Source organism: Leucobacter sp. WKLB1 (genome assembly GCF_059696215.1).
Genome location: NZ_AP046115.1, coordinates 1359266 through 1384970, shown reverse-complemented (window position 1 = coordinate 1384970; position 25705 = coordinate 1359266). Strand labels below are relative to the sequence as shown.

Annotated in this window: 17 protein-coding genes, 1 tRNA gene and 1 pseudogene; 2 read left to right on the top strand and 17 right to left on the bottom strand. The window is 64.2% G+C overall.

Translation table 11 applies throughout. The annotated features are described in order from the left end of the window. Positions 1-317 precede the first annotated feature (317 nt). Together ACZF5Y_RS06280 and ACZF5Y_RS06275 are read left to right on the top strand one after the other, a co-directional pair. On the top strand, positions 318-899 hold the full coding sequence (locus ACZF5Y_RS06280) for a type IV toxin-antitoxin system AbiEi family antitoxin domain-containing protein (RefSeq protein WP_497534957.1): 582 nt from the start codon (positions 318-320) through the stop codon (positions 897-899). Further along, a complete protein-coding gene (locus tag ACZF5Y_RS06275; protein WP_497534956.1) occupies positions 896-1795 on the top strand; it encodes a nucleotidyl transferase AbiEii/AbiGii toxin family protein in 900 nt (299 codons plus the stop codon). Before ACZF5Y_RS06280 ends, ACZF5Y_RS06275 begins: the two co-directional genes overlap by 4 nt. 48 nt (positions 1796-1843) lie before the next feature. On the opposite strand, the gene ACZF5Y_RS06270 is transcribed toward ACZF5Y_RS06275, so the two are convergent. From ACZF5Y_RS06270 to ACZF5Y_RS06190, 17 genes and pseudogenes are all read right to left on the bottom strand, one after another. Next, positions 1844-2650, bottom strand: coding sequence for a hypothetical protein (locus tag ACZF5Y_RS06270; protein ID WP_497534955.1), 807 nt, complete (start codon positions 2648-2650; stop codon positions 1844-1846). Positions 2651-2963: 313 nt separating this feature from the next. Continuing rightward, positions 2964-4343, bottom strand: a complete 1380-nt coding sequence (locus tag ACZF5Y_RS06265) for a hypothetical protein (protein ID WP_497534954.1) — start codon at positions 4341-4343, stop codon at positions 2964-2966. Further along, positions 4343-5317 carry an IS481 family transposase gene (locus ACZF5Y_RS06260; RefSeq protein ID WP_497533803.1) on the bottom strand — a complete coding sequence of 325 codons (975 nt, stop codon included), beginning with the start codon at positions 5315-5317 and terminating at the stop codon, positions 4343-4345. The genes ACZF5Y_RS06265 and ACZF5Y_RS06260 overlap by 1 nt, the downstream gene beginning before the upstream one ends. Continuing rightward, positions 5304-7725: pseudogene (locus ACZF5Y_RS06255) on the bottom strand (YobI family P-loop NTPase). Before ACZF5Y_RS06255 ends, ACZF5Y_RS06260 begins: the two are co-directional and overlap by 14 nt. Next, positions 7722-10862: a type I restriction endonuclease subunit R gene (locus tag ACZF5Y_RS06250; protein WP_497534953.1), complete on the bottom strand. Its 3141-nt coding sequence runs from the start codon at positions 10860-10862 to the stop codon at positions 7722-7724. The pseudogene ACZF5Y_RS06255 and the gene ACZF5Y_RS06250 overlap by 4 nt, the downstream one beginning before the upstream one ends. After that, positions 10859-11593, bottom strand: a complete 735-nt coding sequence (locus ACZF5Y_RS06245) for a TIGR02391 family protein (RefSeq protein WP_497534952.1) — start codon at positions 11591-11593, stop codon at positions 10859-10861. Before ACZF5Y_RS06245 ends, ACZF5Y_RS06250 begins: the two co-directional genes overlap by 4 nt. Continuing rightward, the gene (locus ACZF5Y_RS06240; protein WP_497534951.1) at positions 11590-12798 is read right to left on the bottom strand and encodes a restriction endonuclease subunit S; all 1209 of its coding nucleotides are present in this window, start codon (positions 12796-12798) and stop codon (positions 11590-11592) included. The genes ACZF5Y_RS06245 and ACZF5Y_RS06240 overlap by 4 nt, the downstream gene beginning before the upstream one ends. Beyond that, positions 12795-14360 carry a class I SAM-dependent DNA methyltransferase gene (locus ACZF5Y_RS06235; protein WP_497534950.1) on the bottom strand — a complete coding sequence of 522 codons (1566 nt, stop codon included), beginning with the start codon at positions 14358-14360 and terminating at the stop codon, positions 12795-12797. The genes ACZF5Y_RS06240 and ACZF5Y_RS06235 overlap by 4 nt, the downstream gene beginning before the upstream one ends. Before the next feature lie 162 nt (positions 14361-14522). Then, positions 14523-17960, bottom strand: a complete 3438-nt coding sequence (gene mobF, locus ACZF5Y_RS06230; protein ID WP_497534948.1) for a MobF family relaxase — start codon at positions 17958-17960, stop codon at positions 14523-14525. A gap of 561 nt (positions 17961-18521) precedes the next feature. Further along, positions 18522-19568, bottom strand: a complete 1047-nt coding sequence (locus tag ACZF5Y_RS06225) for a tyrosine-type recombinase/integrase (RefSeq protein WP_497534947.1) — start codon at positions 19566-19568, stop codon at positions 18522-18524. 63 nt (positions 19569-19631) lie between these two features. Beyond that, positions 19632-19772 carry a hypothetical protein gene (locus ACZF5Y_RS06220; protein WP_497534946.1) on the bottom strand — a complete coding sequence of 47 codons (141 nt, stop codon included), beginning with the start codon at positions 19770-19772 and terminating at the stop codon, positions 19632-19634. Further along, positions 19765-19938, bottom strand: coding sequence for a helix-turn-helix domain-containing protein (locus ACZF5Y_RS06215; RefSeq protein ID WP_497534944.1), 174 nt, complete (start codon positions 19936-19938; stop codon positions 19765-19767). Before ACZF5Y_RS06215 ends, ACZF5Y_RS06220 begins: the two co-directional genes overlap by 8 nt. Before the next feature lie 289 nt (positions 19939-20227). Continuing rightward, positions 20228-20302, bottom strand: a tRNA-Gln gene (locus ACZF5Y_RS06210). A gap of 140 nt (positions 20303-20442) precedes the next feature. Further along, positions 20443-21795 carry a diaminopimelate decarboxylase gene (gene lysA, locus ACZF5Y_RS06205; RefSeq protein WP_497534943.1) on the bottom strand — a complete coding sequence of 451 codons (1353 nt, stop codon included), beginning with the start codon at positions 21793-21795 and terminating at the stop codon, positions 20443-20445. A gap of 238 nt (positions 21796-22033) precedes the next feature. Beyond that, positions 22034-22234, bottom strand: a complete 201-nt coding sequence (locus tag ACZF5Y_RS06200) for a hypothetical protein (RefSeq protein ID WP_497534942.1) — start codon at positions 22232-22234, stop codon at positions 22034-22036. 103 nt (positions 22235-22337) lie between these two features. After that, the gene (locus ACZF5Y_RS06195) at positions 22338-23888 is read right to left on the bottom strand and encodes an APC family permease (protein WP_497534941.1); all 1551 of its coding nucleotides are present in this window, start codon (positions 23886-23888) and stop codon (positions 22338-22340) included. Between the two features lie 169 nt (positions 23889-24057). Continuing rightward, positions 24058-25596, bottom strand: a complete 1539-nt coding sequence (locus ACZF5Y_RS06190) for an aminotransferase class I/II-fold pyridoxal phosphate-dependent enzyme (RefSeq protein ID WP_497534940.1) — start codon at positions 25594-25596, stop codon at positions 24058-24060. Positions 25597-25705: the final 109 nt, after the last annotated feature.

The window sequence follows — 25705 nt, the reverse complement described above, 5'->3', positions numbered from 1 at the left end:
CGGTTCTTACGCATACTAGTCTACGCGTTGCTGCGGATTGATACGAGCTCATTCGGACCCAGCGGAGGGGTTTAGGACCCCGTTTCGGACCCTGTTGGAAGGCTCGTCATGGACGTCAGGGCGGCGTTGTCGGCTGCACCGTCACGGATGTAATCCACTCACGCGCGCCCAGACTGTGCGACGTCTTTATTTAAAGCCGCCCGCCCAGTCGTCATCCTCTCTAGCAGCCGGCGCCATGACCTCGAACCCACAACATCCAGCAGAAACCATAACAGGTATGCTGTATCTGTAACAGAATCTGCTGACTGGAGGTGAAGATGGACATCGCGACGCTGCCCGATCTGCTGAGCTACGACGAGCTCGCCGCGCAGGGCCTCACCCGGCATGGCCTAGACCGCTTGATCGAGGCCGGCGAGTTCGAGCGCATCGCCCCTGGGCTCTTCCTCAGGTCAGGACTCGCAGACGACACAACGGCAGCGTGGATCGCTATCGCCTCCAAGCGACCCGACGCCACGCTCTGCATGCTGACCGCGCTGTCGCTGCACGAGCTGACCGACGAGATTCCCACTCGGAGCGACATCGCCATCCCCCGCGGCACACAGCCGGTCACCGTTCACCACGCGCCTATCGCCTGGCACCGCTTCGATGCCGACACGTTCAGCATCGGCCGCACCGAGCATGCGTTACCGGACGGATCATCCATCGGCCTCTACTCCGCCGAGCGAACCCTCATCGATATGTTCCGCCTGCGCCACGCGTGGGGCAGCGACCTCGCCATCGGTGCGCTCAAGCAGTGGTTGCGTGGACGAGGCAACAGCCCCGGTTCGCTGCTCACGATGGCCGAGGACTTCCCGAAGGCGCGCCCCGCGATCCAGCAAGCCTTGGAGGTCCTGCTATGAGCCCAAACCCGCAGCACGGGACTCCGGCGGGCGACGCGACCATCGCGCTCCGAAAACTCGCCCGGCAAACCGGCAGAGACGTGCAGGAGCTGATGACCCTGTACGCGCTCGAAGGGCTGCTGGCACGCATTGCGATCTCTGAGTACCGCGATGACTTCGTTCTGAAGGGCGGTGTGCTACTCGCCGCTTTCGCCGCACGCCGTCCGACGAAGGACATCGATCTGCAGGCAACGCGGCTCACCGATGATCCCGACGAGGTCGCCGAGCGCGTCCGCGCCATCGCGAGGTTAGAGCTTGCCGACGGCCTTGTGTTCGATCCCGCGAGCGTCACCGCGACAACGATTCGTGACGAGGACGAGTACGCCGGGGTCCGGGTCAAGCTCATAGCAACGCTCGGCACTGCCCAGCTGACCATCGGGATGGACGTGAACTTCGGCGACCCTATCTGGCCGGCACCCCAGCTCATCGAGCTGCCTCGTGTTACCGATCTCGGCCTCCCGCCATTGGCAATACTCGGATACCCGCTGACGATGGTGCTCGCTGAGAAGCTTGTCACCGCCGTCGACCGCGGCGTTGCCAACACTCGCTGGCGCGACTTCGCTGACGTCTACACCCTCATCCGCCTCCACTCGGTCGATGGAGGGGAACTCCGCGCATCGATCGAGACCGTCGCTGAATACCGCAAGGTCACGCTTGCACCACTACTGCCGACGCTCGCGCCGATGAACGAACGTGCTCAGCAGAAGTATCATGCATGGCGCATACGATCCCACCGCGAAGGAGAGCTCCCAGCAGCGTTTGCCGACGTTCTCTCGGCGCTCGCGAGCTTTGCCGACCCGGTGCTGTCCTCTGCAGCAAGAGGGCGATGGAATCCCCGCCTCCGCACCTGGGAGTGAGAGGTCGACCAAGAGATAGGAAGACTCGCGCCAGGCGCCGGTTTCCGCCTACGCGGAGGGCACGGACGTCTGCGTTCCGCCGACGAAAGAGATCGCGTCGCAGAGAAGTCGAGCCTGCTGGATGGCAAGGTGAGCATCGGCATCCGTGACCACAACTCGTTGACCGACCGCAAGGTGAGACGCTGGAACGGCACGAAGGTAACGATCGTCGACGAGCCCGCCCGTGTGAGTGTGGACGTGCCGGGCTGCCCACAAGCGCACTAACTCTGGCCAGCGAACTCCGTCAACTGTGGCAAGTTCGACGCCAAACGCGTCGCGGAACAGTCCGGCCATGTCATCGAGCCGCTGAAACACGTTCCCCTTCCTGCGAAGGGCCGCCTCCCCGTTCAGCACATGGTTCCTGAACACCGTTGACGCGCACGCCTCTACGGCACCAACGACTCGACCAAGCACGTCGACATTGATCCTCTCGAACACGCCTTGTTCGCGAAGGATCGGAATCTGGTCGGCCGGAATGGCAGAGAGCGCACTCAGCTTGGCTTCTTCCGAAGCGAGAGCGTCGGCCGCGATATCACCGGGCGCAAGGAGCCCGCTCACCGGGCAGAAGCGATGCTCGCCGAACACCGCGTACCGCACACCGCACGTCACGCACCTACGCTCGCGGATGAGCGACTCCTCATTGATACCAGGAAGCGGTCGCGGGTAGAACGGCTTGGAGCGGAAGGTAAACGTGACTCCACTCCGTCGGCTCGATCCAGTCGATCGGCGCGACAGGCCCTTGAATGCGTCGCTGACCATCTGGAGCGCGGCGTCTCGCGCAACCTGCATGACCCGATCCCGCTGCTGCTCGGTCATGAACTCCGAGTGCTCGCTGACGTGCCCACATTACGGACAGGTCAGCTGCAAGTCATCAGGCAGATGGTGATAGTCCTCACCATGCATCCGGAAGATCTGCATGCATGAGGGGCATTGCCGCCCAAAGTAACCGTGCTCGTCGAACGGAATCGACACGCGAAAACGCTCGTGCCCCGAGCCGTCACGTCCCTCGTGGCTTGCCCCTTCAGCTGTACGAAACCTCATGCTTCATTCTCTCCCGCGGCGAGGGTGATCCCCCAGCGACCGGGCGGCTCCTCGAGCTCCAGCTGGGACGAGGTCGGTCATCGCTCCTCTACTTGTGTTTCCTGTTCACCTTGATAGGCGATACATCGGGGTCATATGAGCTAACGATTCCGTGTCGCTTCAAGCGCTCAAGGAGGGCTCGGTTTGCAGGGGTATTCGTGACATGCAGGGCAGTGCGTCCCACGGTGGTCAGCCTCGAATAGTCCCCACTCAGCGCATGCAAGATCGCGAAGAGGTCTGCGCGCGTGAGGGTGTCAAGGTGAGGTTCAAGGAGGGGCACTACGTACTGCGCAGAAGCACCACCCTGCGCCATCTTCTGCACGACAACGGACGGGATGGTGTGCCCGTACTTCACAGCAAGGCGCGCCAGTTCATTCAGCCCTCGCTGCGCAGCGATCTCGGCGTACGCTTCAGACTGCTCAACGATCACCCGCTTGATCGCGTCATCGATTTCATTGTCGGCGAGGAGCACCGCCAGATCCGGCTGCACCAGTTCCGGCGTCATGTAGCTTGCGAACTTCTCCGACTCGCGGATGAACGCCCTTCGCGTTGGCCAATCAGTCGCCGCAAGGTGCTCGTATGACTCGGCGGTGTCCGAGATGATGACGTGCTTGAGCAGCAATGCGAACAAGTCGCCCGTCTCGGCAGCAACCTCCCCAATCTCGACGTAGCTGCCCAGCTCCAAGCTCGCGACAAGATCCGCTCGCAGCTTCGCGGCTGGCAGCTGCTCCCGTGCCGCAAGAATCTTGACCGCCAACGTGGTCTTCGCGTCCTCGTCAGCCAATGCAGCCTCGGCGATCGCGCCTACCGCCGCCAGCAGCGGAGCGAGGTGGACATCGACTCCACGAGCAGCCACGTATCGGCTGACGTTGTTGAACGTTGCAGGGAACCGCTGATGCATAGCCAACGCCGGCCACGCTCCCTCGGAGATGGCACCAAGATCGACAACCTGGCACGCTGGCGCAGCGCGCTCAACCACGTCGGCCACACGAGGCACCCCTTGCTCAAGTAGTTCCTCGAGCACTGCGATGAACTGCTCACCTGTATCGACCGTCGCGGAAGAGCCTTCGATCGCGCCCAGATAGGCATCGATATGTTCGAGGACGTAGTCATAGACCGTCTTGTTCGCCGCTCGGATGACGTCGAGGGCAACCGTCTCGTCATTGCCAATAGCGAGGGTCAGGTTCTCCTGCGTGATGTCGTACAAACTGCGCGAGACGAACGACGGACGGGCGCTTGCCGAGAGCGGCGTCAGGCTAGGCAGCGTGATGCTCGCCTCGGCGAAGAGCGATCCAACTCGCTCTGCCTGGGCAGACGTCCCGTCGTTCGTAAGGACGGAGAACTCCGCGTAGTGCGTTCGCAGATAGTCAACGACCCGTGCGTCCGTGCGCTGCGCTGACGCTGGCAGATTCTCCAGTGCAGCGTCCACTAGTTGTACTGACCTCGACCGTTGTTGACGCGATCGATCGGAGATTGGCCCCCGATACCGAGATGGGGCCTGTCCAGGTTGTAATAATCGAGCCAGGCAGTCAACCCTGCCCGGCGATCCTCGTTCGACGCCCACGGCCGCGCGTACGCCCACTCCGTCGCGAGTGTGCGATTCAAGCGTTCGACTTTCCCATTCGTCCACGGGCAATGCGGACGAATGAACCGTTGCGCGATGTTGTGAGCGTCAAGAACACCACGAAACACTGCGGAGTGCCGGTATGCGAAAGCGTTATCGCTGATGACACGCTCGACCCGCACCCCAAGCAACGCATAGAACGCGATCGCACGCTCCAAGACCCCAGCCGCGGTAACACCTTTCTCATCATCGTGGATCTCGGCGTACGCGACACGCGAATGATCATCGATCACGGTATGGACATAGTCGTACCCGTGTCCCCGTTTCCGGTTCGGTCGTTCGCGACGACCGTGTAGCCGCCAACCGCCACCGTCGGGGATGCGGCCGAGTTTCTTGACATCGATATGGATCAACGAGCCTGGATGATCGTGCTCGTATCGGTTCGCGGATCGTCGTTCTGCGCGGATCCGAGTTCCCGTGACGGGATCGATATCGCGCAGCAATGGTTCCCGGTGGCGGCGCAGCACCCGTCCGACCGTCGAGGCGTGCATGCCGAGCTTGCCCGCAATGAAGACCGGGCCGCGGCGGGTCAACTCACGCATGATCCGCACACGAGTCTCCGCGCACGCATTGGTGCGGTTGGGATGCGTGTGCGCGACGCTGGATCGATCTTTCAAGCCCACGATCCCCAACTCACGGAATCGGCGCCACCACCGCCACGCAGTCGTGCGAGAGACCCCCATCTCAGCGGCGACATGCGCGACCGCACGCCCGGACTGGATGCGCTGAATCATGATCAAACGGCCCGCGGGAGCCAGTCGGGCGTTAGCGTGGGACATGAGAAGCCTCCGTGGTTCGAGATGTAGAACTAGACAGCTCCAACTCGACACCGGGGGCTTCTCTTATGTCAACAACGATCCGGGTCAGTACAACTAGTTCCAGCTGCGAAGCTTCGTCCAGCTCCGCTTGGCTCAGGAGGTAGACAAGCGCTCGCGACGACATCGTCGTGAACCGCTGGACGAGTTGTGCGCGCTGCTCACCGGCGGTCAGGTACGCCTGCAGGAACTGCGTCTGACTCTCTCCCAGACCAACCAGGGAGCGAATCATGATGTCGGCTGCATCAACGTCGGTTGCAAGGAGACGGTCGAGGATCGCGATGTTGTAGAGCGCGGGCTCTTTCAGTGCGCTCTTGCCACGCTCCCGGACGACGGCATCGACGTCCTTCGGGCCAAGTTCAAAGTGCGCATCCATCAGGTCTCGCTCGACGTGGTGGATGATAAAGTTGGTCGCCGCCGGACTTACGCGGTCGCCGTGAAACGTCGAGGTATACAGCGTGAAGTTGCGGTTGACGTGTCCGGCCCGAACAAGCTGGTAGGCCAAGCCGGGCTTGAGCAGTGCCTTGGCGACGTACTCAAGCGACTGCTTCGTCTCCTTGTAGGTCGCAGGCGTACCTTCGCTCGCAGGTGTGTCGAGTTCCTTGAACATGACAAGAAACTCTGGGCGCTTGATCAGATCACCCATGTCCGCACCGCGCAGAAAGTTGATCGCGTCCGTCTTTTCCTGGATCTGCTCCGTCAAGGCTTCGTGATCGGCATCATCCCAACTGTCGGCGTCGAGCGGATCGCCGAGGACAGCCGAGAGGCTGGATCGGGAGAATCTGAGCTGGTTCCCCGATGACATTTGCTGACGCAGTTCCGGATCCCCGTCGGCAGCGACGAACGATGCCCAGAAGTCCGCTGAGCGCAGGTCGGCATCGGACTTTGCGGCGCCATCGACCGACGACGACACTCCGTTCCGTCGTCGTGTTCCGAGCACCGCCGCCGAAGTCGCGGTTCGTTCAAGGTGCGCAATCAACGAAGCACCAAGGCGATCGCTACGCGCTTCCGCAATGTTCTTGCGTGCAAGCCTCTGACTAAGCCCACGACGTTCGCGTTCGAGCCGCTTGATATTTTCAGTCACCAGCTCGCGATTGAGCTTGTAGAGGGTGTCCAGATTGCTCTTGCCGAGTCGGATTGTCTCGAAGTCGGTGAGGTGGGTGCTCTTGTAGAGCATCATCGCGAACAGGTCCGTCTCACTCAGGTCGAGTTGCTTACCGTCGCCTGAGAAGATTCGATCGCGGAAAACGATGAACTCGTTGCGGACGTTCTTCAGCAGCCGCATATCAGGAACGTACTGCGCAGCCAGATCGAGCAGTTCCGGCGCCACCTTGTGCTCGATCTTGCCCAACAACCGGGTCGCCAGATTCCGGGCACTGCGATGTGTGATGAACGGAACCACCGGAATCACGAGATCGAAGAATTTGGTGCGGTTCGCACGCACCGCCTCGGCCTGCGCAGGATCCTCGATTGCGAGCACGCCTGTCTCGAGCTTGCGGCCTTCCGCCTCCAGCCCGATTCGGTCGAAGATGCTGTCCTTGATCGCGTAAATGAAGCGGATCGGTTTCTCGATCTGAGGCGAGGCGTTGAGCAATGAATTGAGCGCGCGAAGCGTCTCGAAGATGTGTGAGTCGTTAAAACGGTCGATGTCCTCGAATATCACGACGTCACGATCCGACACGTCGAAGAAGTAGACGATCTCGTCGAGGTACTGGTCGAAATACGACACAGAGTTGTCATCGAGGGTGACAGTCGCTGCGCCGGCGGACAGCTGCTTGATGCGGATCTTCCCGTAGAACAGCCAGCGCACCAGAAGCACCGCAGTCGTTGCCGCGGCCCAAACGATCAGATGCGTCCAGACGCCGAGGTCGTTCAGCGCCGTGAAGGCCACTGCAATCTGCGCAGTCCAGCCAGTCAGCAAGAAGATGACGGCAACGGCCAGACCGATCAGTGCAGCCGTGCCGGACTCTCTCCACCACCGGAAGCGCTCGATTCGACGAAATCTGGACGCAGGCGTCTTGCTCGGATCTTCCCGGTAGAGCAGCTGCTTAACGATCTCCTGCTGGATGCGGTTCGTCGGAGTCGTGGCCTGCAGCGGCACCGACTCGTCAATCTTGGACGCTTCGATCGGGGCAAGGGTTGACAGAGAGGTCGACAACGCGGCCGTCGAGTCGCTTCCCGAGCTCGCGCAAGATGCTGCTCTTACCGACGCCGTAGTTTCCGGACAGCGCGATGTTACGGATCTCACCGTCCTCACGTGCAGCCTCAAGTGCCGAGACGTAGCCACTGTGCTCAGCTTCTTCATACTCAGGGGTGAGCGGGATGAGGTTCCACCTGGGCTTCTCGGTCAGTTCCTTCGGGGCGTGGTTCATCCCTCCGATGCCTCCCCCTTAGCGAACAGCTCCGCCTGCTCCAGCACCAGCTCGATCGCCTTTGCCTCAGCGTCGGGCGGGTAGTCGTATTTGGCGAGCAGACGCCGCACCTTCGAGCGCATCGAGGCGCGGACACTCTCCTTCTGATCCCAATCGATGACGACGCTGGTGCGCACGGCCCAGACAAGGTCGACGGCGATCTCCTTGAGGGTGGCATCGCCCATCTCCAGCACGGCAGCATCGTTCTGGGCAATGGCGTCATAGAGAGCGACCTCGGCAGCGGACAGGCCGAGGTCGTCCTGGCGCTTGGCATCGTCGCGCATCTGCTTGGCAAGCTTGACCAGCTCCGCGATGATCTCGGCCGTCGTCAGCGATCGGTTCGTGTACCGGTTGATCGCTTCATCCAGTAGCTCGGAGAACTTCCGCGCCTGCACAAGGTTGGTGCGCTGCACAGTGCGAATCTGGTCGTTGAGGAGGCGCCGCAGCAACCCCAACTGCAGGTTGGGCTTGTCCTTGTCGGCGAGCGAGTCAAGGAACTCATCGCTGAGGATCGACAGCTCTGGCGTCTCGACACCGGCGAGCTTGTAGATGTCGACCACCTGGTCGGCGGCGACCGCTTCGTTGAGCAGCTGCCCGAGTGCCGTGTCGATCTCGACAGCACCGGAGCCGCCACGCCCAGAATCCGGGTTCTGGATCTTCAAGATGGCTGCACGCACGTCGGTGAACAATCGCACGTCGTTGCGGATCGCTGCCGCCTCGTCGCGCGCTCCAGCCAGAGCGAACGCCTTGGCCAGTGCGAGCACCTGGTCGTTGAAGCGCTTCGTGCGGTCGGGGTCAGCCATGACGAAGTCGAGCACCTTGGCGTACTCCGCCAGGCGCTGGGAGGAGGTGAGTGTCGGCGAGGAGTCGTAGTCGACGCCGTGCAGCAGTCCCCGGATGATGTCGTGCTTCTCCAGCATGACGGCGACCATCTCGTCGATCGGTACGCCTGCCTGGTCACGGTCGGAGGGTGAGTACTCCTGGAGGGCCGCCTGGAGGTTCGAGAACACGCCGATGTAGTCGACGATGAGGCCGCCGGGCTTGTCCCGGAAGGTGCGGTTGACGCGAGCGATGGCCTGCATGAGCCCTGCACCCTGCATGGTCTTGTCGACGTACATCGTGTGCATGGACGGCGCGTCGAAGCCGGTCAGCCACATGTCGCGGACGATCACCAGCTCGAGTTCGTCGTCGGGGTTCTTCGCCCGGAGCTTGAGATCTTTGCGGACGTCCTTGGAGTGGATGTGCGGCTGGAACTCGGCCGGGTCCGCGGCCGAGCCGGTCATGACGACCTTGATCTTGCCCTTGGCAGGATCATCAGAATGCCAGTCGGGGCGGAGCGCGACGATCTTCTCGTAGAGCCGCACCGCGATACGGCGGCTCATCGTAACGATCATGCCCTTACCGAACAGCGCCTCGCGTCGTTTCTCCCAGTGCTCGACGATGTCGCGGGCAATGAGGTCGAGCCGTGAGTCGGCGCCGACGATGGCCTCCAGGCGCGACCAGCGGGACTTCGCAGCCGTGGCGGCATCCTCTTCGACGGTCTCGGTGATCTCGTCCGCCAGTTCGTCGAGCGCGGCGAGGTCATCGTCGGACAGGTCGATCTTCGCCAGGCGCGATTCGTAGAAGATCTTCACCGTCGCGCCGTCCTCGACCGCACGCGTGAGGTCGTAGACGTCGATGTAGTCACCGAACACCGAGCGCGTGGACTTGTCGTTCGACTCGATCGGCGTACCGGTGAAGCCGAGATAGGTAGCACCCGGCAAAGCATCTCGCATGTGCTTCGCTAGACCTCCGCGCAAGCGGCCATGACGATCCAACGTCTCACCGAAGCCGTACTGGCTGCGATGCGCCTCGTCCGCCACAACCACCACGTTGCGACGATCCGTCAGCACTGGGTTGGCATCGCCATCCTCGCCGGGAGCGAACTTCTGCAATGTCGTGAAGACGATGCCACCCGAGGCACGCTTCAACTTCGTCCGCAGATCGGTGCGAGTCGCGGCCTGTACTGGGGTCTCCGGCAGGATACGAGCAGGGGCGAACGCCTCTCCGAACAGCTGATCGTCCAAGTCGTTGCGATCCGTGATGAACACCAGCGTCGGATTCGCCATCCGGGGATCGCGCATGATCTTCGCGGCGTAGAACACCATCTCGAAGCTCTTGCCCGACCCCTGGGTATGCCAGACCACACCACCACGACGATCACCGTCTGGCCGCGAGGCCTGCACGGTCGACTCGACCGCCGCATTTACCGCCCAGTACTGGTGGTACTTCGCCACACGCTTCACCAGCACCCGCGTCGGCTGCCCAGTGGCCTTGTCGGTGACGGTTTCGTCGCTGAAGACGATGAAGTTTTGCAACAGATCAAGGAGCCGCTTCGGCTCGAACACTCCCTTGATCAACACTTCAAGAGCCGGGCGGTCGCTGACCACCTCGCGGCCCTCGATCGTCTTCCACGGCGCGTAGTGCTCGAACGCTCCGGCGTAGCTGCTCATCGCCGCCGATGTGCCATCGGAGATCACGGTGACGGCGTTCGGGACGAACACGGACGGGATGTCCTGCCGGTACGTCTGTACCTGGTTCCACGCTGATTTCAACGTGGCGTGCTCGGCAGTCGGATTCTTCAGCTCCAGCAGTGCCAACGGCATGCCATTGACCAGCACCAACACGTCAGGCCGGCGATTCTTGCCGTTCTCAACGATCGTAAACTGGTTGATCGCCACCCAGTCGTTGTTCTCCGGCTGCTCGAAGTCGACGAGCCACAGCCGGGTCGTTCGCAGCGCACCGTCGGCATCCCGGTGCTCGACAGGCACGCCCTCGGTAATGAGCTGATGCAGCCGGTAGTTCTCATCGATCGGGCTCTGCGACTCCGCACGCCGCACCCGCTTGATCGCCTCGTCGACAAGGGCAGGGGAAGTCTCCGGATTGATACGACGGATCGCATCACGCAACCGGCCCCACAGGAACACCTCCTCATAGGAGTCGCGCTCCGCGCCCGGCTCGCCAGGAGCGATGTCCGGCCCGTGCAGGGTGCGGTAGCCCAGCTCCGCGAAGTACTCCAGCGCCGCCAGCTCGACGGTGTTCTCGTTGAATGCGCTCACGATGCAACCTCCAACGTCGATTCATCCACCCAGCGCGCCAGCACACTGAGCGCCGCCAAGTACTCCAGCGCTTCTTGCTCGGGCATCTCCTGGTCAGCCTCATGAGCAAGCGGGTTACGGATACCAGCAAACACACCCTCAGCAAGCATGCGAGCCCCACGCTGCACCGACTTGAAGGTCTTGCTGCCGTCATCCGGCATACGGTGCAGACGCGGATTCTTCGCAGCAGCGGGCTGTTCGCTGAACGCCTGGTTGAAGAGATCCGTCTCGCTCACATCACGACGGCCGAGCTTGTTCTGCGTCTCCGCATTCAGCTTGCGAATCGCGCCTTCGACAGCCTCACGAAAGTGCCCCGAGTGCCACAGCGACGAAGCACCGCCCCAAACCCACGGATGCAGGTTCGCAGCTGACAGCTCCGGGGCGTCATCGCCAAGGTTCTTAAGGATCTCCTCCTGACGACGGAGGTTCTCCCGGGCACGAAGCGAAGCCTCGTGGTGCAGTGCCCACTTCTTTCGGCTTGTGCTGACCTCAAGGGAACGCCAGTTGGGAAGCACCCGATCAAGGATCTGTTCAGCGACCTGAGCTCGCTTGACTACTTCCTCTTCCGAGTCCGCCGTCCGATAGCTCCCAGCGCTTATGACGCCGCTCGGCGGCGGCACATGATACACGGTGGTAGCTCGGATGAAATCTTCGAGCTGCTCCAGTGCCCACTCGATATTCAGCGCACTCATACCGCGACTCCTTCGGTAGGGACGCGCATGCGACCCGAGAGGAGTTCGGGGAGGAGGGTGTCGCGCAGCGCAGCAAGACGTTCCGACTCAGCCCGAGCCTGAGCGACACGGCGCCGCAGCGGCATCGTGTCTGCCTCGAACTGCTCGGCGGCAACGGCTTCCTTCGGTACAACAACCGGATAGCTGCCCATCGCCTGAATACCGACGGCGGGATACGCACTACCGTGGGCGACCGATTCGAGGTACTCAGCGAACTCTGGCGCGCCCACCACGCTCGTTAACATCGATGAGCCCAGTCGGACGCTCGGACTCATGACGGCAAAACCGGTCGAGGCGACGCTGCCGGGGGTCGGGTCAACAATCAGAGCAGAGGCGCGGTTGCCAGGGCGCACGGTCGAGTAAATTACGTCACCATCGCTCACACCACGTCGTGCCCGACTCGGCGCCTCATCCCAAGTCAGCTCCTGAACCGAGTCGATCTGCCCCGGTGATACTGACGAGATGTCGATGTAGCGCAAGGCATCGGTCGAGTGTGGCTTCACGTTCAGTCGATTGAACTCCACAAGGTCGGCGAGAGGAAGAACCTCCGTCGATGTGCGCGCCAGAAGTTGCGAGGCAAATGCATCGATCACCGCCGACGCTCGTTCAGCAAGTTGCCGGTTCGACTCGATCTTGTCGTCGAGCGCACCGAGTGTCGCGGCGATGGCACGCTGCTCCTCCAGTGGAGGAATGTCGAAGTGGAAGTCCTCGATACGTCCCGGTGAGGTGTGAAGAATCTTGCTGCCCGATGCCGTGGCAAACAGGTGCTGGTTGAACATGTTCCAGCGGGCAAGCTGAAATACGAACGGAAGATAGACGCGCTCGGGATCGAGGACTTCGACCTTCCCGAGCCGCTGGTTGTGCAAGTAGGTCTGACCGTCATCAGGAACAATGCCCGGGATGCCAAGGATCTCTCCGCCTGCAGTCTGGCAGGTCATCGCCAGCAAGACGTCGCCCGGTGAAAGATTGAACTCAGGCGGATACTCACCGACGTATCGCTTGACGCTGGTCGATCCGAAGCGGAAACCGCCCGTGTAGTCGAGGTTGCCGATGCCGACAACCACTGGAAGCGTCCTGTCAGGATTCTCGGCCATGCCGGAGAACGCGAAGCCATGCTTGACGCGGACAACGTCACCCAGGCGCGTAGGCGTCCAGGCGCCTGTCACGATGCCAGCCTCCCCAGTCGCTGACGGATCTCATCTTCCAGCTCCCGCCCGCGCTCGAACTCGGCAAACAGGTCGTTCGTGAGGCGTGCGACCTTCTCGTCGATCGGTTCGTCGTCGACCTCAGCCTCGGCAGCGCCGACGTAGCGGCCTGGGGTGAGCACGTAGTCGTGCTTGGAAATCTCTTCTAGTGAGGCGGCCTTCGCGAAGCCCGGCACGTCCTCGTAGCCGCCGTCGTGGTTGCGCCAGGCGTGGTAGGTATCGGCAATCTTCGCGATGTCGTCGTCGGTGAGCACGCGCAGACGGCGCGACTCCATCGTGCCGAGCTTTCGGGCGTCGATGAAGAGCACCTCGCTGCGGCGTTCGCGGTGCCCGTTGCCGTGCCGGGCCTTGGAGACGAACCAGAGCGCGACGGGGATGCCGGTGTTGAAGAACAGCTTGTCGGGCATCGCCACGATGCAGTCGACTAGGTCGGCCTCGACAAGCTTGCGGCGAATCTCGCCCTCACCGCCGCTCTTCGACGACAGGGATCCGTTCGCAAGCACGAACCCCGCCGTGCCCTTCGGGCTCAAGTGGTAGATGAAGTGCTGCACCCATGCAAAGTTCGCGTTGCCCTGCGGCGGGGTGCCGTACTGCCAGCGTGGGTCGCCCTCGAGCTTCGCATCCCACCAGTCAGAGACGTTGAACGGAGGGTTGGCAATCACGAAGTCGGCCCGCAGATCCGGGTGCAGGCCATCGGTGAATGAGTCGGCCGAACGCGGCCCCATGTCGGCTTCGATGCCTCGCAGTGCGAGGTTCATCTTGGCGAGCTTCCAGGTCGTGTCCGTGTACTCCTGCCCGTAGACGGAGATGTCGGTGCGCTTGCCGCCGTGAGCTTTCACGAACTCAGCCGACTGCACGAACATGCCGCCGGAACCCGCCGCAGGGTCATAGACGCGCCCCTGGTAGGGCTCCAGCATCTCGACCAGCGTCTTCACGACCGAGCGCGGCGTGTAGAACGCCCCCGCGTCCTTGCCTGTTTCCTTGCCTGCGAATTGGCCGAGGAAGTACTCGTACACCCGGCCCAGCACGTCGTCGGCACCGTGGTCGTCAGTCTCGGTGAAGCCGATCGATCCGATCAAGTCTACCAGCTCGCCCAGACGTCGCTTGTCCAAGCCGTCGCGCCCGTAGTTGCGCGGGAGAACGCCGCGCAGGGAAGGGTTCTCCTTCTCGATGAGATCCATCGCCTGGTCGATCTGCTGACCGACCTCGGGCTGCTTCGCGACCGACTGGATGTAGCCCCAGCGCGCCAGCTCTGGCACCCAGAACACGTTGTGGCTGGTGTACTCGTCGCGGTCTTCGAGGAAGTCCGGCAGCCGCTCTGGCTTGATGCCCTCCGCGGCGAGCTCGGCCTCGAGCGTTGCCCGTCGCTCTTCAAAGCGGTCAGAGATGTACTTGAGGAACACCAAGCCCAGCACGACGTGCTTGTACTCGCTCGGTTCCTGGTTGCCGCGCAGCTTGTCAGCAGCCTCCCAGAGGGTCTGCTCAAGTGTCTTTGTCGGTTTCGGCTTCGCGGCGCGTGCCATGCTGTGGGTCTCCTCCGCGCCGCAGGGCGCGTCTTAAGTTGTGCTCATAGTGCCGTGTTCTACGCTACCGGCGGTCACCGACGCCTATAGAGTGCCGCGCCGCTTGGGCGGAGTCGTGACGTCCCAACAGCGACCCCACTGATACCCACGTTCGCTAATCTGCTACAAACCAAGGCGTGGAGGCGGCCGGTGCGGGTCGCTGTCTCGGTGCCGGGTCCACGCAAGACGGTCTTCGTGTGTCTCTTCGGCACGGCGGGACATCTCGCCGGCGAGACGCTGGGCCACGTCCTGGGCGGCACGCTCGCGGACGAGCTGCACCGCCTTATCTGGCGGGAGCGCATCAAGTTGGGCGAGGTAGAGTCGATCCTGCGCGGCCTGCTCGCGCAGGGCCTTCACCCGCGCAGCGACCGCACTTGGCCGGCGGTTGCCGAGCACCCGCTCATACAGCGCCGTGTGTTCTCGCGACTGCCTCGCGGCGATCTCCTTCGCGATCTGGTGCGCCTTCGTGGCTTCCTCACGTGCTTCGATGATCTCGGGCACGTGGTCGGCCTGACGCTGGGCGACTGCCTCGGCCCACGCAGCGAGGCCACTCTCGCTGTGCGGAATGCTCTGCCACCTGGCGTGCACGAGCCGCTCTACCGCCTCGCGGTGGGCGTCTGCGTCTTTCCCAGTGCGGGTAGCCGAGCGCTTACGAAAATGGGGTGCGTTCGCTTGGGCGCGGTGTGCCGCGTAGGTGGCCCGCTCCGCAGCCAGGAGGTCAGCACCGTCCGTAGTTGCTTCCAGGGCCAGCGATTCCACAACATCCGCGAGAAGTGCGGCAACCTTCGCATCGGCGGCTTCCGCCAGCTCGCGCTGGTGCTCGTACTCGGCCTTATGGCGCTCGGACTGGTCATGCAATCTAACGGCTGCCGATACCCAGTGCTCTCGCTCCGCGTCAGCCCGCGCGATCCGCTCAATGACGCGGTCGCGCTCTGCGTTCACGATGGACATGGGCCCGTCCGCGACGAGGTTCGCAACGGCCTCGCGAGCGCGTTTGGTGGCGTCTTCCAGGCCGCGGTCGGCGCGGTCTCGGGCGAGTGCTTCAACGAACTGCTGCTTCGCATCGTCGAGGTCAGCGGCGACGACGTGCAGAGTGTTCGTCTCGCGGCCGCGGGTCATGCCGACGTAGACTCCGGCAGCATCGAGCACGTCGGAGAGAACCGTGTGCGAAGTGTTCACGGTCGCGCCCTGGACGCCGTAGGCGGTGACCGCATAAGCCAGATGCGCATCCGCGGTCACGTACTCCGCGGGCAGTGTCACGGTGCGCTGCTGCTTTCGGCCGCTGACGGCCTCCACGACACTCAGCGTGTCGTCGTCGCCCACGTGCTGCACCGCCCAGGTCTGCCGGTTGGTGACACCGAGCGTACTCTCGTTGCGGCGGGTCTGGATCACATCACCCTTCCCGATCGGAAGGGTGTCGCTGCTGAACACCGTCCGCTCGTCATCGACCTCGCCGCGATCGATGCGCTCAGCGCGGATGCATTCGCTCAACGTCCGAGCCTCGTCATTCGTGGCGGCGGTGATGGCGTCCTCGGGGCACGCAGTCTTCGCGATGGTCTCCTGCATGTCGTCGTCGCTCTCGTGAAGCTCGATGAGCCCGAGCGCGTTGAGCTGGTCGAAGATCGCGGCGGGGTTACGGCCGTAGCGAAGTTCAAGAGTGAGCGCTGCGTAGGCGTCGTCGGTGAAGCGATGCAGGCTGGTCATATCCACGACGACTGGAGTGAGACGGACGGCGAAGTCGAGCACACCACCGCGCCCGACAGCGGGGAGTTGCGCGCGATCGCCGACGAGGGCAATGGTTGCGCCGGCTTCGTCGGCGATGCGCAACAGTGCGAGTGCGCTGTCTTGGTCGAGCATTCCGGCTTCGTCGACGACGATCCGGTCACCGTTCTCGAGTCGTGCTTCCGTCACTGGCCCCCGGTAGGTTCTGCCGGTTTCGGGGTCAGCGTCACCGGGCCGCAGGCGCGTCCACACACCGTCGCTGTTCCACCGGAATCCGTGTGCGTAGACGAGCGCGGCTACGGAGTCGGTGGGGATGCCGAGTTCTTGGGCTGCCACGTCGGCGGCCTTCTTCGTCGGCGTCACGACCAGCATCGAACGGCCCTCCGGAGCGGCGGCTGCAATTGCAGTCTTGAGCATCGTGGTCTTGCCCGATCCGGCCGCACCTTCGATCACAACGAACGGGTTGGCGGATGCAAACGCTGCGGCTGCGCGCTCCTGATCCTCATCCAGGCCCGCCCGCACAGCGAGGTCGTGCACATCGGGCGTGCTACGACGGGATTGTTCAGCGCGTCCGGTCAGCAGGTCGCGCAGTTCCGTCTCTGCCGCAACCACGCGCAGCGAGGTGAGATGCGCGACGTGCTCCGGTATCGGTGCGCCGGGCGGGAGCACGGAGAAGCAAGCCTCCGCAGCGAGCTGCGTCGCGAGTTGCACAAAGTCGCGCAGCTCGCGCGGGCCGGATTGCACGCCATGTTCCGTCGTGATCCTCGTGACGTGCTCGCGCAGGGTGTGTACCGTCCACGCCGACGCTCCTGCGGCGCAGCGGTCGAGCGCACGCGATGCGATCTCCTCGATGTGCAGCTCATCCAGCGTGACAGATGCAACGCGCCATGCGCGGGGCAGGTTCGCGGTGTATCCGGCGTTCTCGAGTTCGGTGCGCCAGCCGGCTTCGCTGCCGAGCACGGTGGGCTTCTTGCCCGGGCGCTCGTGCTCCCACGCTTTCGCCTTCAACCGTGCGCGCACTACTGGGCCGGGCTCCTCGCCGGGATGGGCGGCTTCCCACTCGGCTTCGAAGCGGTCGACGTTGCGTTCGACCTGCGCGCCCCGCTTCGACATGACGGCGTTGAAGGGCTCCAGCTCTGCCACTTCACCGGTCGCCGGGTCGAGGGTGAGGCGGTGCTGATCGAGCACGGCGGCGAGCTGCGGGTGCGCGGCGATGATCGCGGTACCGAGCGCGCGAATGGCACCCTGCTGCTTGAACAGCGCCGCGGTGTCGAGGCCGCGCCACTTGCCTGCGGCGTAGACGCGAGTGCCGATCTGGAAGTGGATGTGCCGGTGCGGGTCACCGGCCCGGCTGGTCTTGTGGGCGACCGCGTTGGTCTGCAACTGCTGTACCGGCACGATCTCGCGTGCGTTCCGCGGGCCGATCCGGGTGACGGAGTGCTCGGCGAGCCAGCGGCGGATCTCCCCCGCCGCGTCCTGCTGTGCGGCGTCGAGCGCGTAGGAGACTCCCGGGTGCAGGGCAGCGGCGATCGAGAGCGACTTCGGTGCGTTGATGACCATCTCCGCAAAGCGCGGCGACTCCTGCGACCTATCGCTCGCCGCTCGGGGAGCCCCCATCGACATGCCCGTGATCGGGTCCGTCCAGTCGACCCAGGCCGCATAGCCTTCCGGATCGAGCGTTTTCGTTTCGATGACTTCGCCATCGTGACCGCTCACGGCGAACTCGGCGAGCGCGGTGCCGCCCTCCAGGTAGTACTCGTCGGCGGTCGATCTATCCGACTCCAGGTAGCGGCGCGCCGCGGCACCGGTGCCGCGGAACAGGATCACGCCGCCCTTCATCTCGGGCCTCCTCACGAGTCGTCTCATGAGGGAGGTGCGCACGCCCCACCATCGGTGGCATACGTCCATGAATCAGTTGTCGAGCAGGAGGGGAATCGAGAGGGAGCGTCTCACAGGCGTGAGTTTCGTTGAGCCGCAGGGCGTGATGAGGATCACGTGGGCATCGCAGCAGCTTCTGCGGTTGACGACGCTGAGCGCTGGTCAGGATGAGACGAAACAGAGAATCAGCTCCAAGGGAGGAGCTTCACGGTGCGGGAAAATCTCCACCACCGTCAGGAGCATCTCGGCGTCCCAACAGTTGAGAGGCCAGTAGCGGATACATCCGGCGCGGCAATTACGGTGGCGGCAATTTTCCGGAGCCGTGGGGGTGCCGATTCGGCCCGCCCGTGTCGGAGCCGTTCACGGTGGTGCCGAATCGACACCACCGTGGTTTCCGGCCTTGCGGCGAGCAGAAAAACTGACCACCGACCCGCGCGGACATGACCGCGGTGCAAGAACCGTAGCTCACTCTGACAGGTACGGCAAGCAAATGGTGAGCACATCCGGGTGCACTCCTAGCCTTCACAGCAGATCACTTTCGAGGCTGCTGCCCGCGGTGCCGAGCATCGCCGTGAACGCGTCGTCCATGATGTCGGCAGTAACGGGGTCGACCATCTCGGCGGTGACGACGTAGTTGCTGCGGGTGACCTGCTCGTTCGCGTGACCTAGCAGGCGCGAGGCGAGGGTGATGCCGGCTGCGGCGTCAATGATCGTCGCGGTGGTGCGGCGGAAGATGTGCGTCGAAAACTCGGTCGGATCGATACCCGCCTGCTGCAGGGCTTCCGCGTTGTCGTCCACGAAGGTGCGCAGCAGACGCTCGTAGTTGCTGACGCTGAGCGGTCGGCCCGTCTTCGTCGAGAACAGGAACGCTTCCGGGTCGCGATCAGCGGTCGCGAGTTGACGGCGGATCGCGGCGGCGGAGAAGCTCGGCAGCGCGACGCGGCGCTTCTGCCGCGAGCGTTTCGGGGTGTTCTTCCGATACAGCCCGTTCGCTTTGCTCTGCTTGATGGTGCCGGCGATCAGCACCGTCGCGGGGCGAGAGATCACATCCAAATCGCAGCGGCGCAGACCGAGCACTTCGCCGATGCGGGCACTGGTGCCGATCATGATCCACATCACGTGCTCCAGCACCGCGACGTTCGGGCGCGGGCCGTAGCTGCCCCCCCCCCCGTCTTTGCGCCAATCGTGGATAAGGTTCTGCACCACCATCGCCTGCGCGGGGTTCAGCACCAATTCCTTTTTCTCCGGCAGCGGCAGCCGTCTCGCGTCTCGGATCGGGTTCGCGGTGAGCACCTCGTTCTCGATCCCGGTCTGGCACACCTGTGAGAGCACACTCCTGGCGCGCCTCGCGGCAGATAGCGACTTCTGCTCGCGGATCGATTGGAGGATGCGGTTGCAGCGCAGCACGCTGTGGTCCTTCAGCGGCAGGTTGCCGCAGGCGGGGTTCACGACGTGCCTGATCGTCGAGCGGTAGGACCCCATCGTGGTGTCCTCAACGGTCTGCGACTGTTCCTTCTCGTAGACGAACACCTCGCACGCCTGGGCGATCGTGGCGTCCAAACTGAGCACGGGGCCGACGGTGCGATAGCGGATGTCTTCGGCCCGCTTCGCGAGGCCGGTTCGCGCCTCATCCTAGGTGTCCCCAGTGGCCTTCAGGCGGCGCAGCTCGCCGACCTCGTCACGCATCTTCGCAGTGGCCTGCACGCGGCCGGAGGCGAGGGTGCGGATCTGGATCGCGCTGATCTCGCCGGGTTCGGCCCTCGGCCTAGCCATGCCACACCAGCTCCTGGAAGCAGGCGAGCACCTCGGGGCGCAGGTAGCGCAGGTAGCGCACGTGGCGTCCGACGCGACGGAAGGGAGGGCCGTTGTTCGTCTGCCGCCATTCCTCGATGGTGCGCGGCGATACCTGCAGCAGCTCGGCGACTTGTTCGCCGGTCATGATCAGGGACTCGTCTCGAGTATCCATACCCCATAGGTGCGCTCGCCACACCACAGCCATTGCGGCCAGCACTCGGGCGACACGGAACAACCCGTGCCGAGCCTCGGCGAGCACCCTCCGAGAGGGGTTTTGGACCCCGTTTAGGACCCCGCGGCCGGTTCTCGAGTGACCAGGAACCATGAAACTCCTCCGATTCCCGCGGAATCTGGGGAGTTTTGCGCTGGGGTACCTGGACTCGAACCAAGAACAACTGAAACAACAAAAGCCCCAGCGACTACCGGGGCATGAATGGCTGGGATACCAGGACTCGAACCTAGAATGACGGTACCAGAAACCGTAGTGTTGCCAATTACACCATATCCCAAAGCGGAAATCCGCAGCTCCGAGGAGCGCGGCACCGAGAGATAACTCTACCCTGGAACTCCCCTGAACTCAAAACGGGGCGGCCGCACGCGCAACCCGCGCGCGTCGCCACCCCGTTCAGAGCAGAAAAGCTCCGAAAAGCTACCCTTCCAGCGCCGGTGCGTGCAGCGCCAGCAGCTCTTCGTAGGTCTCGCGGCGCGCGACCAGGCGCGCCGCCCCGTCGCACACGAAGACGATTGCGGGCTTCAGTGCCCCGTTGTAGTTGTTCGCGAGGGTGTACCCGTAGGCGCCGGTCGTCGCCACGACCGCGAGGTCGCCCACGCGAGCCTGCGGCAGCGGCGCGCGATCGACGAGTAGGTCGCCCGACTCGCACTGGCGCCCCACAAGCTGCGACGTCTCGGTCCAGGGGTCGAGCGCTCGGTTTGCGAGCAGCGCCTCAAAACGCTGCCCGGTGAGCGCAGCATCCATCTGGTCGGCGAGGCCGCCGTCGACGGCCACGAAGGTGCGTCCCGTGCGCTTCACGGTGGTCACGCGGTAGAGCGTCACGCCGGCACGAGCGACAAGTGCACGACCAGGTTCGATCATGATGCGCGCGCCCGCAGGCAGGTGCTCGCGGGCGGCAGCGACGATCGTGTCGAGGTAGTCCGCAACTGACGGCGCGACCTCGTCGTACGTGTACTTCACGCCGAGCCCGCCGCCCACGTCGTAGACGTCGAACTCGCCGGCGGTCGAGATCTTCGCGACCGCCTCGCCGAACTGCTCGACATCAAGAATCTGCGAGCCGATGTGCAGGTGCACGCCCTCGAACTCGAGCAGCGGGTGCGCCCGCATGCGCTCGATCACGGCCAGCGCCTGATCCATGGGCAAGCCGAACTTCGAGTCGTCTCCCCCGGTCGCCTGCGACGCGTGCGTCTTCGCCTCGACCCCCGGGATCACCCGCAGCAGCAGCTTCTGCGGCTTCGTGAGCAGGCGCTCCAAGCGATCGAGCTCATCAGTGTTATCGACGATGATCGTGTCGATGCCCGCCTCAATCGCCATGCGCAACTCGGCGTCGGTCTTCGCGTTGCCGTGAAAATGCAACTTCGACGGCGACACTCCGGCCGCGAGTGCAAGCCGCAGCTCTCCCCCACCGGCGATGTCGACCGACAGACCTTCCTCGGCGGCGATGCGATACATGCCAACCGCAGGGAACGACTTTGAGGCGAACAGCACCTCGGAGTCGGGCCACCGCTCGCTCAGACCATCGATGAAACGACGGATCTGTCGGCGCAAGCCGGCCTCGTCATACACATACAACGGCGTGCCGTACTGCTCGGCCAGCGCCTCAACGGACACTCCGCCGAGGTGCAGCACGCCGTCAGCATCGACCGCCGATTCTTCGGGCAGGATCGACCACAGCTCATCGAGCCGCGTGCCCTCGGCAGCGGGCTGCGTAAGCACAGGCGCCACAGCAGAAGTCGCAGCAGTATCTGTCGTGGGTGTGGATTCAGTCATGTGGGTACTCCAAAGTTCAGGCCGCGGGGCGTAAGCCGAGCGACCGCGCGAGCGCCAAGACGCCGCAGATACGGGTGGGATGAGTGCGTGCAGCGGCTGCGCTACACGTATCCCGTCCACACCTGCAGCAGATCCACCGGAGGGTGTGTCGGGTGCTCACGAGTCACAATGCGCAACTCCCCCACCTCCTTGCTTCCCTGACCAATGAGTATCGAGTACTCAGTCTCACCGAAAACGTCTACTCGCGATAGGGCGGCGGCTCGACCGGCGTGGACCGAGCCCCAGACTGCTCCTCGGAATGCTTCCGCAGGGCTGACAGTACCGCGCCGCGAATAATCGCCCAAAGAATCCACAGACCGACGATTGTCGCGAACAACCACATCGCGATGTTGAACACGAGCGCCAACTTGGCTGCGCGATCCAGAGCTTCAGCATCCATGCAGCCAGCCTATCGATGGCATGTCAGCAGCTCGGCTCACGCGCAGCACAGCGGGCGAGCACGGCGCACAGACACCACGCTACGCCCGCCCGCCCGCACACGCTTAGTCGCGCGACGCTCCGCGATCCGACGCAGTGCCGACCTGGGCAGCGTCAGACGCCGCCTCCTCCAACTCCCCACCGTCGTACAGATCGCCGTCGGCAGAGCCGAGGCGGTACTTGCCGGGCCCGACGAGCACGATCATGCCGGTGTCGATGCGGCGCCCGAGCACCGAGTTCTTGCGACCGGTGAAGTAGTACCAGACCAGCACGACGGCGGTCCAGATCACGAAGACGATGATGGTGATGGGGCGCAGATCCTTGATGATCCAGAGGCAGCCGATGATCGACAGAATCGGAATCACGGGGTACAGCGGCACGCGGAACTTGCGCTCGAGGTCGGGCTCGCGGCGGCGCAGCACCATGACGGCGACCGACACGACGGTGAAGGCGGCGAGCGTGCCGATCGAGGTCATCTCGGCGAGGAAGTTGATCGGAATCACGCCGGCGAGAATCGCGACGATGATCGACACGATGATCGTGTTGGCGATCGGGGTGCCGGTGCGCGGGTTGACCTTGCTGAAGATCTTCGGCGCCATGCCGTCGCGCGACATGGTGAAGAGGATGCGAGTCTGGCCGTAGAGCACGACGAGCGTGACGCTGAAGATCGAGATCACGGCGCCCGCGGCGACGACGGTGCCGGGCCACGAGGCGCCGACGATGTTCTCGAGAATCGCCGAGAGCCCGGCGCTCTGCCCGTCGAATTCGTCGGTCGCCTGCGCACCGAGTGCGGTGACGGCGACGAGCACGTAAACGGTCGTGACGATGATGAGCGCCGCGATAAGCGCGATCGGCAGGTTGCGACGCGGGTTCTTCGCCTCGTCACCGGCGGTGGCGACGGCGTCGAGCCCGACAAACGAGAAGAAGATGAGCCCGGCACCGGTCATGACACCGGCGAAGCCGAAGGGTGCGAAGTTCGCGAAGTGGTCGATGTTCCAGCCGGTGATGCCGACGGCCACGAAGAAGAGCAGCACAGCGATCTTGATGCCCACCATGATCGTGTTGGTGACGACCGAGTGCGAGGTGCCGCGAATGAGCAGCAGGCAGCAGAGACCGATCAGGATCACCGCGGGCAGGTTGATGATGCCGCCCTCTTCGGGTGCGTAGAGCAGCTCATGCGGAAACTCGAAGCCGAACACGTTCTTGACGAGCTGATTCACGTACTGCGACCAGCCGACCGCCACCGCGGCGGTCGAGACACCGTACTCGAGTAGCAGACACGCCGCGACACCCATCGCCGGCAGCTCGCCGAGCGTGCTGTAGGCGTACGAGTAGGAGGATCCGGAGACCGGCACGGAACTCGCGAGCTCGGCGTAGCACAGCACCGACAGCCCGGCGACGAGGCCGGCGATGATGAACGACCAGATGACCGCGGGGCCCGCGATCGGCACGGCCTCGGAAAGAATGAAGAAGATACCGGTGCCGATCGTGCCACCGACACCGATCATGGTCAGCGGCACGAGGCCGATGCTCCGCTTCAGCTGGCTCCCGCTCTCACCCCCGTCTTGCGGAACGGGCTTCACTCGGAAGAGCTGCTGTCGCAGAGTGCTCGCCATACGTGTGTCTCCAGACTTCGTTGTCGCAGGGCCCGAAGGCCCGGTTATTCGTCCCGAGTCGCATTGCGCGACCGGGTGCCCGGTCTTCCGGGCGATGCCCGTACTTCGGGCAATCCGCGGCGGTGGGCCGCGAAGTCAGAGCGGCGCCGTCGCAGGCGCCGCAGGGCCTCTACCCCCGCAAGACTCGGAAGCGGTCGATCTTCGGATCGATCGCTCCGCGCACGTATCCGGTCGGAGAAGCCGCGACAGCCTGCAAAAAGGCTACCGCCTCTTCGGTGATCTCTTCGCCGGGCATCACGTTGGGAATGCCGGGCGGGTACGCAGCAAGCGTGTCGGCGGAGACCCGGCCGATCGCTTCGGCGGCCGAGACGACCTCGGTCTCGCCGAAGAACCCGTCGCGCGGGCTGACCCGGTAGGCACCGGGCTTCGGCAGGTTCGGGAAGTCGTGGGCGTCGCCGGTGGCCCGGCGCTCGATGTCGGCCTCGGGCGACTCGATGCTCGCGACCATCGCGCGATAGACGGCATCGAAGTTGAACGACTTGCCCGCACCGATCACGGCGACGATCGACGTCGCCGTCGACATTTCGAAGAAGATCTCGTGCTGCTCGATGAGGTGCTGACGCAGCCAGTGCCCGGTGACGCCCGCACCACTCACGTCGATTGGCACGCGCAGCAGATCGGTGTCGACGATGTCGGTAAAGCGGTCGAAGGTGTCGCTCACGATACTGAAGCGGGCATCTGCGCGCAGGATCTCGCGGAAGCGGCGCGCTCCCGCGACCGAGCGCCCGATCGCCTCCTCGCCCGTGGCGAGTGCGTGCCGGGCGATGTCGAGCGAGCCGCGCAGCAGTGCGCTCGTCGAGGTCGACGCGGTCATGCTGAAGGCGCGCTCGATGAGGGGCTCCAGGCGATCCGCGAACGGGCCGTGCCCGAGGTGCAGCATCGCCGACTGCGTGAGCGACCCCGCGAGCTTGTGCGTGCTCGAGATGACGACGTCGGCGCCGAGCCGAGCCGGCGACTCGGGCAGCTCGGGGTGGAAGCCGAAGTGCGGGCCCCACGCGCCGTCGACGATCAGTGGGGCGCCGTGCGCGTGCGCCACCTCCGAGAGCCCCCGTACATCAGCGACCGACCCGAAGTAGCTCGGCGAGATGACGTACACCGCGTGCGCCGGCGCGCCCTGCTGCTCGGCTTCGGTGAGCGCCGCGTCGAGCGCCGCGGGTGACACGCCGTGCGCCATGCCGTGCTCGGCATCGACGTTCGGCATAACGTAGCTCGGCGTGATGCCCGCGAGCAGAATGCCGTCGCTGAAGCTGGAGTGCGCGCTGCGCTGGGCGAGAATGCGATCGCCGAGGCCGCGCGCCGCGAGCGCGATCGTGCGGTTCGCCTGCGAGGCGCCGTTCGTCAGGAACCAGGTGCGCTTGGCCCCCCACGCGTCGGCCGCGAGCGCGAGCGCTTCGTCGAGCGGGGTGACGGTCTGGCCGGGAACGGCGAGATCGACGCCGTCGATGAACATCGGGATGTCGAGGTGCAGCGCGCGCTCGCCGAGGAACTGGGCGAGGCGGCCGCTGAGGTCGTCTTCGGTGCCGCCGTGGCCGGGCACCATCAGTTGCACCGGGCCGCGCGCGACGTGCGCTTCGAGCGCGTCGGCGTAGGGGGCGCGGCTGTGGTCAAGGGCGAACCGGGGCGCGACGGTGAGAACGGAGTGCAGCATGCCTCACATCGTGGCCCTCCGCGCTGCGCGGCGGAATCCCCGCAACCGCTGTGAGGTCACATACACTGTGTGTGACTCGCTTCGATTTGCGTTCGAGATCACGACATGG

Coding starts and splice junctions, on each gene's coding strand:
- ACZF5Y_RS06280 (WP_497534957.1), top strand. CDS start 318: ATGGACATCGCGACGCTGCCCGATCTGCTGAGCTACGACGAGCTCGCC.
- ACZF5Y_RS06275 (WP_497534956.1), top strand. CDS start 896: ATGAGCCCAAACCCGCAGCACGGGACTCCGGCGGGCGACGCGACCATC.
- ACZF5Y_RS06270 (WP_497534955.1), bottom strand. CDS start 2,650: ATGACCGAGCAGCAGCGGGATCGGGTCATGCAGGTTGCGCGAGACGCC.
- ACZF5Y_RS06260 (WP_497533803.1), bottom strand. CDS start 5,317: ATGTCCCACGCTAACGCCCGACTGGCTCCCGCGGGCCGTTTGATCATG.
- ACZF5Y_RS06245 (WP_497534952.1), bottom strand. CDS start 11,593: ATGAGTGCGCTGAATATCGAGTGGGCACTGGAGCAGCTCGAAGATTTC.
- ACZF5Y_RS06235 (WP_497534950.1), bottom strand. CDS start 14,360: ATGGCACGCGCCGCGAAGCCGAAACCGACAAAGACACTTGAGCAGACC.
- mobF (WP_497534948.1), bottom strand. CDS start 17,960: ATGAAGGGCGGCGTGATCCTGTTCCGCGGCACCGGTGCCGCGGCGCGC.
- ACZF5Y_RS06220 (WP_497534946.1), bottom strand. CDS start 19,772: ATGGCTAGGCCGAGGGCCGAACCCGGCGAGATCAGCGCGATCCAGATC.
- ACZF5Y_RS06215 (WP_497534944.1), bottom strand. CDS start 19,938: ATGACCGGCGAACAAGTCGCCGAGCTGCTGCAGGTATCGCCGCGCACC.
- lysA (WP_497534943.1), bottom strand. CDS start 21,795: ATGACTGAATCCACACCCACGACAGATACTGCTGCGACTTCTGCTGTG.
- ACZF5Y_RS06200 (WP_497534942.1), bottom strand. CDS start 22,234: ATGGATGCTGAAGCTCTGGATCGCGCAGCCAAGTTGGCGCTCGTGTTC.
- ACZF5Y_RS06195 (WP_497534941.1), bottom strand. CDS start 23,888: ATGGCGAGCACTCTGCGACAGCAGCTCTTCCGAGTGAAGCCCGTTCCG.
- ACZF5Y_RS06190 (WP_497534940.1), bottom strand. CDS start 25,596: ATGCTGCACTCCGTTCTCACCGTCGCGCCCCGGTTCGCCCTTGACCAC.